The organism is Segatella baroniae B14 (assembly GCF_022024235.1).
Classification (GTDB): Bacteria; Bacteroidota; Bacteroidia; order Bacteroidales; family Bacteroidaceae; genus Prevotella; species Prevotella bryantii.
In genome coordinates, this window is the sequence record NZ_CP091800.1 from 623,330 (window position 1) to 638,958 (window position 15,629).

General features: G+C 45.3%; 7 protein-coding genes. 1 reads left to right on the top strand and 6 read right to left on the bottom strand.

Translation table 11 applies throughout. The features are described from left to right. Entirely contained in the window at positions 1 to 3,150 is a 3,150-nt protein-coding gene (locus L6469_RS12645) for a type I restriction endonuclease subunit R (protein ID WP_074803367.1), read from the top strand. A 342-nt stretch (positions 3,151 to 3,492) separates the two neighbouring features. Here L6469_RS12645 and L6469_RS12650 read toward each other — a convergent pair whose 3' ends face one another. From L6469_RS12650 to L6469_RS12675, 6 genes are all read right to left on the bottom strand, one after another. Further along, positions 3,493 to 5,838 carry a beta-galactosidase gene (locus tag L6469_RS12650; RefSeq protein WP_006281857.1) on the bottom strand — a complete coding sequence of 782 codons (2,346 nt, stop codon included), beginning with the start codon at positions 5,836 to 5,838 and terminating at the stop codon, positions 3,493 to 3,495. Between the two features lie 102 nt (positions 5,839 to 5,940). Further along, positions 5,941 to 7,491, bottom strand: a complete 1,551-nt coding sequence (locus tag L6469_RS12655) for a glycoside hydrolase (protein ID WP_006281856.1) — start codon at positions 7,489 to 7,491, stop codon at positions 5,941 to 5,943. Between the two features lie 14 nt (positions 7,492 to 7,505). Further along, positions 7,506 to 9,254 (bottom strand): glycoside hydrolase, encoded by a 1,749-nt coding sequence (locus tag L6469_RS12660; protein WP_006281855.1) that lies wholly within the window; start codon positions 9,252 to 9,254, stop codon positions 7,506 to 7,508. A gap of 92 nt (positions 9,255 to 9,346) precedes the next feature. Continuing rightward, complete coding sequence (locus L6469_RS12665) at positions 9,347 to 10,972, bottom strand: RagB/SusD family nutrient uptake outer membrane protein (protein ID WP_006281854.1); 1,626 nt, start codon at positions 10,970 to 10,972, stop codon at positions 9,347 to 9,349. 11 nt (positions 10,973 to 10,983) lie between these two features. Then, complete coding sequence (locus L6469_RS12670) at positions 10,984 to 14,016, bottom strand: SusC/RagA family TonB-linked outer membrane protein (RefSeq protein ID WP_237851153.1); 3,033 nt, start codon at positions 14,014 to 14,016, stop codon at positions 10,984 to 10,986. Between the two features lie 34 nt (positions 14,017 to 14,050). Next, positions 14,051 to 15,511, bottom strand: a complete 1,461-nt coding sequence (locus tag L6469_RS12675) for a hypothetical protein (RefSeq protein WP_223918723.1) — start codon at positions 15,509 to 15,511, stop codon at positions 14,051 to 14,053. Positions 15,512 to 15,629 lie beyond the last annotated feature (118 nt).

The following is a 15,629-nucleotide window of genomic DNA, read 5'->3' on the forward strand; positions in this document are numbered from 1 at the left end:
ATGGCAAAGGACTATAGCGAGGATCAACTAATACAGAAATCAACAGCCGAACTCTTGGAAAAAGAGCTTGGCTGGAAGTCTGTGTATGCTTTCGACAATGAGGTACTTGGCGAACAAGGTACGCTGGGACGCAAGACACAGAGCGAGGTCGTACTGACACGGCATCTTCGCTTGGCTTTGAAACGTCTGAATCCATGGATGACCGACAAGCAGTTGACAGAAGCCATCGAGCGCATGACCAGCTACATGAGCTCGCAGACGCTGATGCAGATCAACGAGGAAAAGTATGGTTACGTGCGTGATGGTGTGCCTGTTACTCGCCTTAAACCGAATGGCGAGACGGAGTTGGTACGTGCCAAGGTTATGGACTTTGCCAATGTGGATAACAACGAGTTTATTGCCGTCAGGGAACTATGGATAAAGGGACCTATCCACAAGCGCAGAGCAGATGTGGTGTGCTTCGTGAATGGTCTTCCGCTTATCTTCATCGAATTGAAGAATCATGACCAGGACATACAGAATGCCTATACCGACAACTATCGCGACTACCTTGATACCATACCGCATTTATTCCACCACAATGCCATGATTATGCTGAGCAATGGCATGGAAAGCCGTGTGGGTACAGTGGGCGCAAAATGGGAGTTCTTCCATGAGTGGAAGCGATTGACAGAGTTGGATCATGGTAATATCGAACTGCCAACAATGCTGCGTGGTATCTGTAAAAAGGAGAATCTGCTGGATTTGCTTGAAAATTTCATTCTCTTCGACCACAGTGGAGGTTCAACTGTCAAGATTCTGGCACGCAACCATCAGTACCTGGGTGTAAACCAAGCAGTGGAGATGTATCGCCATCGAGAGGAAATGAAGGGTAAGCTGGGGGTGTTTTGGCACACCCAGGGCTCTGGTAAGAGCTATTCGATGGTATTCCTGGCTCAGAAGATCAGACGTAAGTTTGAAGGTTCACCAACGATTGTGGTGCTGACCGATCGCGATGAGTTGAACAAACAGATAAGTGACACCTTCGAGAATTGCGGACTGTTGGGAGGATTGAAAGCCAAGCAGTTCATTGCACATAGCGGTGATGATCTTCGGCAGAAGCTGACCGGCAATCCTTCGTTCATCTTTTCGCTGATACAGAAGTTCAACAAGGCAGATGCCGAACCAATCTATCCTGATCATGACATCATCGTGATGAGTGACGAAGCACACCGTACACAGAATGGTGTTTTTGCCGACAACCTCATGCACATGTTGCCAACAGCAAATCGTATTGGTTTCACCGGTACGCCTTTGTTGCGAGACGATAATATCACAACTCGTACCTTCGGGCAGTATGTATCTGTGTATGACTTCAAACGTGCCGTAGAGGATAAGGCAACGGTTCCTCTCTACTATGAGAATCGCGGTGAGAAACTTCAAGAGTTGAAGAATCCGGAAATCAATGCAGAGATTGCCGCTAGATTAGATGAAGAGGACTTGGACCCTTCACAGCAAGCTAAGCTGGAGCGTGAGTTTGCACAGGAGGTACATCTGTTGACCGCCGAGAAACGACTGCGAGTAGTGGCACAGGACTTCGTGCGTCATTATAGCGACTTGTGGACAAGCGGTAAGGCTATGATGGTAAGCTTCAACAAGGTGACTTGCGTCCGCATGTATAACTACGTGCAGGAGTATTGGCAAAAAGAGATAAAAGTTCTGCGCAAGCGTATAGAGCAAGATCCTTGTCAACAGGAAGTTCAGGAGATGAAGCGTAAACTGCAATGGATGGAAGAAACCGAAATGGCAGTTGTTGTATCGCAGGAGCAGAACGAGATACAGACATTCAAGAAATGGCAACTTGATATCACTCCACATCGTGAGAAAATGGAGAAAAGGGAGCTGGATAAGGAGTTCAAGGATGCCAACGGCAAACTGCGCGTGGTCTTTGTCTGCGCCATGTGGCTGACTGGTTTTGACGTAAAAACGCTGTCATGCCTTTATATTGATAAACCCATGAAGGCGCACACCTTGATGCAGACCATTGCCCGTGCTAACCGTGTGGCGGAAGGAAAGTCGAATGGTCTTGTAATTGACTATATAGGTATTGTGAAAGCACTCCGTCAAGCTCTGGCTGACTATACAGCTAATCCTGACGGCGGAGACGGCGGCAACGACCCGACAGTCAACAAGGAAGAACTGATAAAGAATGTTTGGGAAATCATAGCGACAGCGGAAACATTTCTGCATGATAAAGGTTTTGAATTGCAGGAACTCATTGATGCAATGTCATTTGAGAAACTGTCACTTCTGAAGAAGGCAGCAAACCAGCTTTGTGATAAGATTGAAACCCGTAAGTCGTTCTGCACATTTGCGACTACCTTGCTCAAACTTTGGAAATATCTCGATCGTGAAGATATAACTGAAGACATGCGCAAAAAGAAAGATGCTCTGGAAGCCATCTACAAGGAATTGCAGAAAAAGCGTAAGCACGCGGACATCACAGACCTGAGTGTAGCAATCAATGATATTGTCAATGAGCATCTTGAAATAGATTCCAATGCTGTGATGGTTGCTGATGGTGGTGGACGTAGATTTGACATCAGCGGTATCGACTTCGATTTATTGCGAAGAGAGTTTGCCAAGCGTGAAGACAAGAATCTCGTACTAAGAGACATTCAAGACTTACTTCAGGAACGTCTGGCTCGACTATTAGCAGAGAATCCATCCAGAATTAACTTTTACGAAAAGTATCAGGAGATTATTCAAGCGTATAACCAGGAGCAGAATCGCGCAACGATAGAGAAGACCTTCGAGGAGTTGATGCATCTGTCTCAATCTCTCAGCGAAGAAGAGAAGCGTTATGTACGAGAAGGATTCAAGAGTGATGAAGAGCTCTCGCTCTACGACCTCCTATTGAAAGACAATCTGTCAAAGACAGAAGTCAAGAAGCTGAAGGATGTAGCCATAGAGTTGCTTGCCAAAATAAAGGAACAGTTGGCTGGTATGGATCATCCATTTGATAAGCCAACGACTCGTGCTACTCTTATTATTACCATACGTGATGTTTTGTGGCAAGAACTTCCAGAGAGTTATAGCGAAGAAAGTATAAACTACTACCGAGATACCATTTACAACTATGTTAGTCAAAGATATGGTGGTGTGGTATAAAACTAAGATCGATCCGTCTGTATCTAGAAAATAAGAGATATTCTTAAACTCTTCGCGCTCTAAAAAAAACTTTGCGCCTTTGCGTACTTTGCGAGATAATTTACATCAATAGCTCTGTAATTGGCGAATTCATCGCAGTAATGCAGGAGCAAGTATCTTTGGACAAAAGAATTTCTCGCAAAGAGCGCAAAGACGCAAAGATATTAAATCAGCTTGAGCAAGAAAAAAAAAACATCGGATACATATCATTGATATGTACCCGATTGTCTTTCAAAGCACTGCTATGTCGACTTCATCCTCTCTCTTTGTCGACTTCATAAGCGAATATCGTGGAAGTACGATTTAATACACAAAGAATTTAAACTTCTTGATGCTCCCCGGTGCTCCTTGTTCTGCTCTTGGCAGATATTCCAAAGCCGATACCTGCTGTACCTGTCCCATGTCGATAACCAGGAGGTGAGGGAAACTGGCACTCGTTTCGGTTTGCCAATATGTCGATTCCTGTAAGTCAAACATCTTATCCAGCGTATGATTGCCGCGTTCACTGTCTGCATATTTCGCTACCCAGTTATTCCGATCGATACGTTTACCCGCAGCATCTTGTACATAGATTTCAGCAATAGCACTTGGCGCATTGGCGTCTTGATTACTTTCTATCTGGATAGCAAGGTAGCGACCTTTCACTGTGCCAGGCAATGCAAGTGTCTGCCAACCGTTTCCAGCTTTTACTTCAGTTTGTAAGACAGGTGTTTGAGAATTGAGGTCAGGACGGTCACCTATGTTATTATGCTTATTCGACTTCTCCAAGTTGAGTTTATCAAGTTCAGGTTTATCCTGTCCCCAGACATGAGATTTTTGCGGACCCGTGATATCGAGCACCACAACCTCGTTACGACCTTTCTTGAGCCAACAGCCTGGGACATAGAGCGTTTGCTGAGGACCAATAGACCAGATACGTCCCATGGCATGCCCGTTGACATATACCTGTCCCTTGCCCCATGTTTCGAAATCAAGGAACGTATCACCCACCTTCTTCAGGTTAAAATAACCCCGATAGTAGCCACGCTTGCCCATGATAGGGGTATCCTTTTCAGTATGCTTACGAGCAGCCGATAAGGCGCGTACAGCCGTCTCGTAGCTGTCGTCGATATAAGAACTTTGCCATCCCTTAAGCGTATACTGTATCTCATGCTTCCCCTGTTGGGTCGTAATGGTTACATCGTTCGTGATACCCTTGAAATCTTTAATGGCTCTACCAAAGTTGATACGGCCCATGGCTTCTACCAGAATCGTCAGTGTACTACCGGCCTTCACAGCAGGGAGTTCGATACTTTTCTCATTACGTACACGGTCTACTTTGCCGATATACTGGTTGTCAATCCATATCTGTCCGTAATCATGTATGTCGTTCAGATGAAGTGTAGTACCGGCAGGCAGTTCTGGCAGCGTATTGCGATATACAGCATAGCCCCATCCTAAATCGTGAGCCTCAAAGGTCAGATCGTCTGAGTGGGTTATCGGCGTTTGACCTTGATACGCTGCTTCGAGAGGAGCAAACTCCTGGAGCTGGAATAGGGGTACACGTATCAGTGGAGCAGGGGCTTGGGGTACTGCGGGTAGTCGTTTATCGCTATACTTCTGGAGCGTATTGCGCAGTAACTGATATTTTGCTGTAGCCTGTCCGTACTCATTGATCGGGGCATCATAATCGTAAGAGGTCACATCTGGCTGGAAACCTGGACTGTTGGCGCCTGCCCAATGGCCGAAAGAGGTTCCTCCATGTGTCATATATAGAGAAAAACTGATTCCTTTGCTCAGCATTTCATCGATATTGTTGACCATATCCTGGGCAGGACGTGTCTCGTGTCGGGCTCCCCATTTATCAAACCATCCACTCCAAAATTCCGAACACATCAGTGGTGCATCGGGACGAAGGCTTTTCAGTTTCTTAAATTGGTTATCGATATTGGCACCTGTACCAAAGTTCATCGTCCAGATGAGATCGTCCAGACCGTTATGGGTAAAATTGCTCGACCAGTCACACTGGAACATTTTAACATCGTTGCCCCATCCCTGACGAAGCATATCACGAATTTCACCGACATACTGTTTGTCGATGCCATAAGAACCATATTCGTTTTCTACCTGTACCATAATGATTGGTCCACCTCGCTGAATCGTCAGTGGAGCCAACTGTTCGGCCACTTTATCTTCGAATATTTTAACGCGCTCCATAAAATAAGGATCACGTTCGCGCAGTTTAATATCTTTCTTCTTGAGAAGCCACCATGGTAAGCCTCCCATTTCCCATTCTGCACAAACGTAAGGACCAGGGCGTACAATCACATACATACCGTTCTTCTGTGCCAAGCGACAGAATTCGGCAACATCGTTATTACCGGTAAAGTTGAACTCACCTTCTTTCTGTTCGTGGATATTCCAGAAAACATAGATACATATCGCATTCATACCTAAGGCTTTACACATCTTGATGCGATGTTCCCAGTAAGGACGAGGAATACGAGGATAATGCAGTTCGGCTGCCTTAACCGTAAATGGTTTACCGTTTAGTAAGAAGGTTTTATGGCCAATATCAAAAGACCCTTTGTCTGCACCATAACTTATCGTTGGTGCGCCTAAGGTAAGGGCTAACGACAAAAAAGCGATCTTTGCGAAAGTTTTTTTCATATGATAAATTGTATTACAGCGTTATCTCTTATTACTTAATGATTTCTAGTTGATGAATGATTTTTGTTGTTTCGTTCTTGATGTTACAGCGTTTCGGATTGTTTACTGCGCAACAAAAGTCGTAATCGATTTCGGTTCGAGTCGGGTGCTGTGGCTGATGGTGCCAACCGGTTTCAAACTTTCACCTTCTACATCGCTCGTGCGATATGCTTTCCACACTTGTTTTCCCTGAATACCATCAATGGTGAAGGATTGAGCAGATTCGCTATAATTGATGGCCACCATCACCCATGAACCGTCTATGTTGCGATATGCAGAAACCATGACACCACGCGGATCCGTTTCGCCATCCTGAACGATCTGTCGATGCTCATCGAGTAATGTCACCGGATATCGTGTAGCGCCAGGACGAATAAATCGACTGAAATTTCCTATGCACCACATCAGTTTGCTTGGTATAGCCTTACCGCTTTTCCAGTTATCGGTACTATATACACGGATAAGACCGTCTTTGTAATCACTTCCCATCGCGCGCCACCACGACCAACTTTTAGCCTGACCGTATACCAAGTCGTGGTGCATGATACGGGCTACATAGAGACCTGTACGCATCGAGAAGTCGTAATAGCCGCCACCACCAATTTCCTCGTCATTCCCCATGATACAGGTTTCGGTCTGCCAATAGTCTACCTGATATTTTTTTAATGTATCACGAAGTTCCTCGCGTATTTGGCGCATATAGCTTATAGGGGTATTGGTCCAGTAGCTGTGAGCCATGACCACGCGCGGTATACCGTAGCTTTTGCCCAGATAAGTCGCCGTGCTGTCCGGGTTCCAGAACGCACTCACCTCATAGCCCCGTTGCCAGTCGGTTTCGTGGGTACCTAAAAGACAGCGTAAGTCACTGCTTTCGTTGGTCATAATCTGAGTCGTTATTTTCTGTTTCTTGAATTCCTTGGAAATCGCTTTGGCCAGTCGGGCTACTTCGCGATTTGTCGCCGGCGACCCTTCTTGCTTGGGTCCCGTCCAGTTCCAGTGCCCATCCGGTTCGTTAACCGGACAGAGGTAATCGAAGTGAATCGAATCGTGTGCCTCGATACCCTTCATCGCTGTTGCTGCGAAACGGGCCACAGCATCGTAGCTATCATCTTTCAGGTTGATGGTACCCCCGCGCCCCGTATTCGTGGCCAGTCCGTTCTTGGTGAAATATACAGGGCACGAATTCATGAATGCGAGAAAATGCTTCACCCCACGCTGTTTCGCCAACTTCAGAAATCTGCGCTGACCTAACTGCTTGTTCCAGTCGTACGTACCATCTTGCTGTAGAAAGCATTCTGTACGAGTACCCGGTTGTATCTGTGAAGAATCGCCCTGTTCACTGCTACCAGCACCTAAATTGAAGCGCCATATCGACAATCCTATTCCTCGTGGTTGTCCTTGTGCATCGTTTTCAGAAGAGAAGAGCCAGTCTGCTATCTCCTCTTGTTGTGCTTGTGGCCATAGTCCTGTAAACTGCATACTCCAGGCATCTGAAGCTCCAAAGTGCAGGATTTGTTGTTGTGGGTTATCGGTATCAATGTGATAGATGCGTGTCTGCTGTGCTTGTGATGTCATCGTCATCAGCGACATGATGAATAGATGTGATAAACGCATAATTGATGTGATCGTTAATGGATAATCATTTTTTTACCTTGTTTGATATATATGCCTGCTGGCAACGATTGCAGACTTGTATCTGTCTTCTGTCCGGTAATCGTATATACGGCATCGTCTGCAGTGTGCTTGGTGTCGGCATCAGCTATCGTCAAGTGCTCTATTCCTGCGGTAGGACTGATGGATAATACGACCGTAGTAACCGTACCTTTGGCCACGTTGAAAGTCTCGTCAGCAGCGTAGCTAGCGTGTTCCAGATTCTGAGTTTCTGAAGTGGTGTAGGTATCTATATGGCTTATGCTATAACCGTCGATATCAAAAGAGAGGTTGCGTCGGGTATAGCCCATATTGACAAACACACAGACCATCTGGTCTTGGTTGGGTGAGAGATAGGCGGTGCCCATCAAACCGTTGATTCCCAGATTGCTGGCCTCCAGATTGATACGCTGATACCCCGGACGGATAAATCGACTATAATTGCCCAATACCCATAAACTCTTACTGTCTTCTATCGTACCGCCCTTGCGGATATCGCCATAGCTCTCACCACCATCCGTATCATCAGCATCAATCAGACGAAGCAGATAAAAACGGTTTTTCTGGCTCCATTTTTCCTGCGCCATAGCAGTCCAGTAACTCCAGGAAGTATTGTTGGCATAGACAATATCGCTATAGATGAGTTTACCCATATACAGCGCGATGTCCATATATGTGGCTGCATCATAACTGGCCGGGAACCCTGCTTCGGTAGAGGGCTCTGCATCGAGCATGCTCCATTCTGTCTGTGCTGTTTCAAGACCATATTCTGCAGCTTTAGTAGCCACTTGGCTTCGGATATTTTGCAGATCGTCGTTGGTACGGAAAGTCCAATAGCTATGTCCGGCAGCGATTTTTGCCAAATGAGCGACGTCGCCGATATACGTATCGGTATGAGCGGGATTCCAGAATGCTTCTATCTGGTTGCTCGCTCTGCCGTTATAGTCTGAGCACTGCTGATAAAGCCGGTCCCACGAGCTGGCTTCTGGTATTAAGATCTGTGTAGACAGATTACGTGAGGTCAGCGATTTATCCAGTTCACGTACCAACTTGCTTACCTCTGCATTTTGCCACGGTGTACCTTCCTGACCATCTGTCCAGTTGAAAGCCGGTTCGTTAACGGGGTCGATGTAGGTTATCGGATACCCCTTTTCCGTAAAGTGCTTCACACACTCCGCCAAGTATTCCGAGAAGTCATCATAATAGGCAGCACCGAGATTAGAGCCAGCGGCATTACTCTTATTATTCGCCAGTCCGTTTGTGGTGTAATAGATCAGTGGAGAATTAGTAAAGAGCAGGAAGTCATTTACGCCATACGTCTTGGCCTGATTCATAAACCACTGTTGCCCCGGACAATGATTCCAATTATAGGTTTGGCCGTCAGATTCCAGATAACAATCGGCGCGTCTTGTTTCGTCATCGATATTACTATTGGCACCCTGAGTACTGCTGCCAGCACCCAAGTTTACACGCCATTGTGATAGGGCAATACCCAGGGGATTTCCTTGAGCATCCACTTCAGACGAAAAGAGCCATCTTGCCGCATTTTGTCGTTGGGTATCACTGAAATATTGCGCCACATATTCAGCAGTCCAACAGTCGCTGGCGCCAAAAGAGCGCATAGTCTGATAAGTTTTAGAAGGGTTAATCGTTACCTTAGTATTACTCTGTGCACTGATTCCCATACAGAGCGAAGCGAAAAAAAGTGAAGGTAGTATTCTTTTCATATGTTAGTAGATTTAACAGATTTCATAGCTTATCTTTAGTTGGTGGAGGGAGACCACACTATTGGCTCCCCCCACAGTTATACCAATTAAGATTAATTATATCCGGGATTTTGCTTTAACGAACCATTCGACATAATAATCTCAGAATTAGGGATAGGATAGAGCTCATCTCTACCTTCTTTGAAATTAGCCCCCTTATCAGAGCTTTCTTTCTGATTACTTATCTCGTATTCGTCAGTACTCTGTTCCAGATTATACTTCACAAAACTACCATTGCTACCCATGACATTGCAGATGGCCTTCTTGCCATTGTCATCTGTCCAGCGACGCAAATCGAAAAGACGGTTACCCTCCAGAGCGAGTTCCAGACGACGTTCCTTACGGATAGCATCGCGAAGTGCTGTACCGGTAGAAGTAACATTTTTAAGTCCTACGCGTTTACGCACCTGGTTAAGTGCATCCTGAGCCTCGGCATCTTTCCCTAAGGCGTTCTCTACTTCTGCATACATCAACAGAACATCAGCATATCGCAGAATACGATAGTTCAGTGGGATATGAGGTGCATCGTATGGATCAGGACGCTTAGCCAGCGGTATATAGAGTTTCATGTTGGCACGTGCGCTCTTATGCTTACTTGGTGTAATGATATATGGATTATCCTCGTTATAGGTATCATCATTCGGAATAAAGGTCTGGTTATGGTGCAATATCGTCCATAATCTACGTACCGAGTCGCCTTCTTCCTCAAAAGCCTTCTCCAGATTGCTGGTAGGAAGTCCCCAGCTCCATCCTGAGTCATCACGGCTACCTACAACGACAGAGATACGTTCGCCCAGATTATAGCTGATATCACTATTGGTCTGATATTCGAAAAGACTCTCCTCAGAGTTGTTGTGATCCATGCTCCATACATCACCAAAGTTATCCAGCAGTTTATATTCCTTACTATTAATCACTTCTTGTAATTGAGCTTCAGCCTCTTTGTATTTTTCCTGATACAAATATACTTTTGCCAACATACCTTGAGCTGCTCCCTTGGTGATACGACCGATCTCAGCACTGCTCTGCTCTGAGCGGAGTGGGAGATTAGGGATAGCAGCCAACAGTTCCTGTTCGATAAACGCATAGGTATCTTCTGTTGAAGCACGCTCGATACCAGCCGCTTCGCTCGGCATTGTTATCGTCGTCAGAATAGGCATACCACCAAAACTTCTCACGAGTTCGAAATATTCGAAAGCACGGATGAAACGAGCCTCAGCCATCAGTCTGTTTTTCAGATTTTCATCCTGGAAGATGACTCCTGCAGAACGGTTAATAGTGGCATTACACTGGAAAATACCCTTAAAGCGATACTGATAGAAATTCTGCACACCATTACCAGCTTCTACCGTGTTACCCGTATAAAAAGCCAGCGGCTTATAGTCGCCTGGATCCTGTGTGGTGTTACCCATCCACTCATCGTCGGTAACGACATCGTTCATGACATAAAATTTGTAGATCTGCCACCAGTCATCGAAGGCGAGGGTCTGATAACAACCCGTTACTTGTTGTTCTACCTCTTCCTCTGAAGTATAGTAGTTTTCTATCGTCTGTTGTCCACGAAGAGGTTCTTCCAGGAAACTCTCAGAACAACCTGTCAAGGTTAGGGCGCCAGCGAGACAGGCGCTACCCAACCATAATCTTCTGTTCAGAAATATATTTGATTTTATCGTTTTCATATCCGTACAATTTAGAAGTTAAGATTCAAACCTAAGAGTATGGTACGAGGATTAGGATAACCTGTCCAGTCGATACCAGCCTCTGTTGCACTACCCATTGAAGCGGTTTCTGGGTCCATGCCAGAATAACCGGTGATGGTAAAGAGATTTTGAGCAGAGAGAGATACACGAAGTTGTACATTGCCCATGACACTCTTTGGGAGGGTATAGCCTATCTGGAGCAGTTTACAGCGGAAATAGCTTCCACTCTCTACAAAGTAACTGCTTGGCTTGGTATAGTTACCATTTGGGTCGTCCACACTAAGTCTTGGAATATCATAGCTGGTTCCTTCTCCATGCCATGCTGCATGGAGTGTGCCTGCCAATACATTCGAACCGTTCAGACCGAAATAACGTTCTTTATTCAGATTGTAGATGTCATTGCCAAATGTACCATAGAACTGTGCCTGGAAGTCGAAGCCCTTATAGGCTGCGTTCAGGTTGAAACCTACCATAAGGTCTGGGAACGGATTGCCGATATAGGTCTTATCGTTCTCATCAATCTTACCATCTAAGTTGATGTCTTTATATCTGAAGTCACCTGGCTGTGCGTTAGGTTGCATGGCCTCACCATATTCATTCGTATACGAAGTCACTTCGGTTTGGTTCTGGAAGAGACCGTCTACGACATACCCATAAAACTGGCTGATTGGGAGACCTTCTTCGTTACGGATGATATAGTCGCCATTGTGACTACCGGTATAGATATAGTTACCATTCAGATTCACAGCTTTGTTGCGTACACTTGACAGATTCAAAGAAGCGCCATAAGTGAAGTCTTTAATCTGGTCTTGCCAGTTGAAGCCGAGTTCCCATCCCGTAGCCTTCATGCTACCGATGTTTTCCCACATCCGACCGTTCCAGGCAGGAAGACCCAATACGAGCAGATTTTCTTTCTGCATCAACATATCATGGCTCTTCTTGGTATACCAGTCGGCGGTTACCTTCAAGCGATTTTTCAAGAAAGCCATATCCACACCGATATTAAAGTCTTCTACAGTCTCCCAGCGTACCTGAGTATTACCGATTCTGTTGACAGCAGTACCTACTGTGGTGGTTGCATCTGTACCAAATACATAACGTGTGGTACCTACCGAAGAAATATAGGCATCATTCGAGATATTCTGGTTACCTACCTTACCCCAACCGAGACGAAGTTTCAGGTCATCGAATACTTTCTGATTCTTCATGAAGTTCTCGCCGGAGATACGCCAGGCACCACTGACAGAAGGGAATGTGGCATATTTGCTGCCACTTGGGAATTTACTACTACCATCCACGCGCACACTTGCGGTAAGATAATAGCGCTCATCGTAATTGTACATCAGTCGACCGAGATAGGATACCAGTGAATTGTAGGAAGCGACACCGCTGACCTGCTGATTGGTAGTACCTGCGTTGATATAGCGCATTTCTTCGATAGAAGATGGCACATCGTCGCGACTGCCGTATAACTGATAGTCCTGGAAACGCTCTACGGTATAACCAGCCATGACATTAAGATTGTGCTTCTTATTGAAAGTCTTCATGTAAGAGAGCGTGTTGGTCCAGTTCCAGTCGATCCAGTTTTCATGCGAACTGGAAACGGTAGATGGATTCTGCTGTTCCAGGTTGTCGATGAAGAATTCCGGTACAAAACTGTTGGTCATGCGGAAACGAGCATTCACACCAAACTGAGTGCGGAAAGTAAGTCCCTTGATCGGAGAGATCTGTACAAATGGAGTAGCAAGGAGTGCATATTCGTCAGCACCGGAATCGAGACGATTCATAGAGGCTACCGGGTTCCATTCCTGGTTATTATGTGAGCGAGCATAGTTGCTATAAGGATTAGAAACCCATTTATCCTCATCATTCATAACAGGAGTAGTAGGGTCCATCGCCATGATCGCACCAAGCAGAGAAGGAGTATCATCCCAATTCTCATATCGAGGTGTAAAATCTATACCTGCTTTAACAATCTTATTGAAATTGTATTCCATCGAGAATCGGGCAGAGAGTTTCTGCCAGTTGCCCGTCTTATACTGTGAGTCTTGACGATAGTATCCGATACTTGCACTATAGATATACTTATCGTTACCGCCAGAGAAACCAAAGTTGTAGTTCTGCTGCAAAGCGACATCACGCATGGTTTCGTCCCACCAGTCTGTATTGCCCAAAGAAGAGCGACCGTCATCACTTGTCTCATTGAAAATACTGGTATGACCATCGTTGGTATAGCGGGTATTAAATACCTGACGATATTCGTCTGCCCCTGCGATATCTGGTTTAGAGAGGGTCTGGAAGCCCCATGTAGCCGAAGCATTAAACTTAGTCTTGCCTGCTGCACCCTTCTTGGTTGTAATCAGGATCACACCATTACTACCACGCGTACCATAGATAGCAGAAGCAGAAGCATCCTTCAACACCTGCATGCTTTCGATATCATTCTGATTCAGGAAGTTGATATTGGTACCTACAGGCATACCATCGACGACATAGAGCGGGTCAGAACCATTAATGGTACTGATACCACGGATGATAACGCGAGGAGAAGCACCCGGTCCACCGGCGTTACTAATCTGTACACCGTTCACCTGTCCCTGCAATGCATTCATGACATTACCCGTAGACATATGCTCCAGTTTATCACCTTTGATGGCAGAAATACTACTCGTCAGATCACCCTTCTTGACCGCACCATAACCGATGACCACCACCTCATTCAAGTCGGAAGCCTCGTCTTTCAGTGTAATATTAAGAGTATGACGATCCTTTACCGGAATTTCTTGAGTAGCATAGCCGACACAGGAAATAACCAGCGTAGCCTTACCACTGACCCCTTTGAGCATATACGTACCGTTTAAGTCGGTAACAGCTCCTGCTGTGGAACCCTTTACTTTGACATAAGCACCAATAATAGGCTCCTGGTCACTCTCTCCGATAACCGTACCTGTCACATCGATATTTTGAGCGTGAAGGCTAAAGGTAAGAAGAGATATAAATAGGAATAATATATATCGTTTCATATGATTAATGATATTGATTAATGTTTATTGTCGATTATTTCACCAAGGTAATCCGTGAACGTAAGAGGGCATAGTCGAACTCGAAGAGATATGTGCCATCTGTCTTTACGGTGACAGATTTCATGTTATCACCACCATTGAGCACGTTAGCCTCGTTCTCATCGCTACCATCAAAACGCCAGAATGGCTGTGGCCACCAACCCCACCAGTGTGTCTGTGAAATGGTAAACGAAAGGGTTGTTCCTGCCGTAAGCTTCATTTCGCGATAGAGTCGATATGGATTGGTCTTATCCTGATAGAGGATAAAGGCACCATTATTCTGATTCGTAGTCCAGTTGGCTGTACCTGGTAAACCTTCACCGGCGAGGCAGATTTGAGCAGGTTGGTCGCCTGAGTCATCTTTAAAGTTCACGGTAGTAGTACCATCAAGTGTCATCGCAGCAGTAGTAGGTGTCCACTTCTTCATATCCCATTCGCCCGTAACCGTATTCAAGGTAAACTCATAGTAGCCCGTCTCTTGGAGCTCTATTGGGTCGCCTGCACTCGGATCACTGGTTAGCAAGCCTGTATTAGGGTCTACACTGAAGCAAATAGGTTGGAAGTCTGTCTTCTGAGGGATAAAGCGAATCTTGGTACCAGCAGCCTTATTATAATAATGTGCGCGGTACTGATAAGCCCCTGTGTGCTCAATTAACATCGGTACGCCATACAGGTCGGAACTCAAGTCTGCGGCATCGTCTACATCAGATAAGTACATTCTACTGAAATCTGGTAGTTCGCTGACTTTAACCACGCTTTGAGTGCTTGTTGTGTTTCCACCTTTATCACCAATAGTAATGGTCATGTTATACTCTGCTTCTGTGGCAGGCAGTTCGTATGCCTTCTGCAGCGTATAACTTGTTCCGGTTAGCGCGATGCTGTCGTTGACATGGACAGCAGGAATAGAAATTTTAATGTAGCCGAGTTCCTTGTTGTCTGCTACGGTCGTGTTTAACGTTAGCTTCGGATTTTGAAGCAATACTGTAAGATTTGGAGACGGAGCAGTAGTAAATGTAGGAGCAGAGAAATCGCCTGCAGTGCTGACGTTTGCTGTTGTCGTGAACGTATGCCCCATTACATCTTCTACTGTAATTTGTATTGGGAAAGATTCGGTTCCTGTCCATGTTTTATCACCGTTATACCCATAGTTGAGGTGATATTCATGGAGTAGAGAGTCTGGATAATAGGTTAGGAAATCAATGGTCTTATCCAGATAAAGATCATCATTGACGAGTCGGATAGACTTTAATCCATCGGCATCCTTGGCGATACCTTCTATTGTGAAAGCACGTCCCGGTTCTGTGAGGATGGTCGATTGACTCAGCAAGAGAGTCGGATCAGCATTGTCAACTGCTGTGAAGTTGTCAGAATCGCTACAGGATTGTAGTGTCATCGTGGCAACAGACATCATACTGACGAGTGTTAATCCTTTTAGGTAGTTAGATATTCTTACCATAATTTTAGGTTTTAGTTGTTCTTCTTGTTAGGTTTCTAATTTAAAAAGTATCACAAATTTACTTATTTATGTTTAATAAGACAATAATAAATCGTTCAAAAAGGGTATATATTTCGTT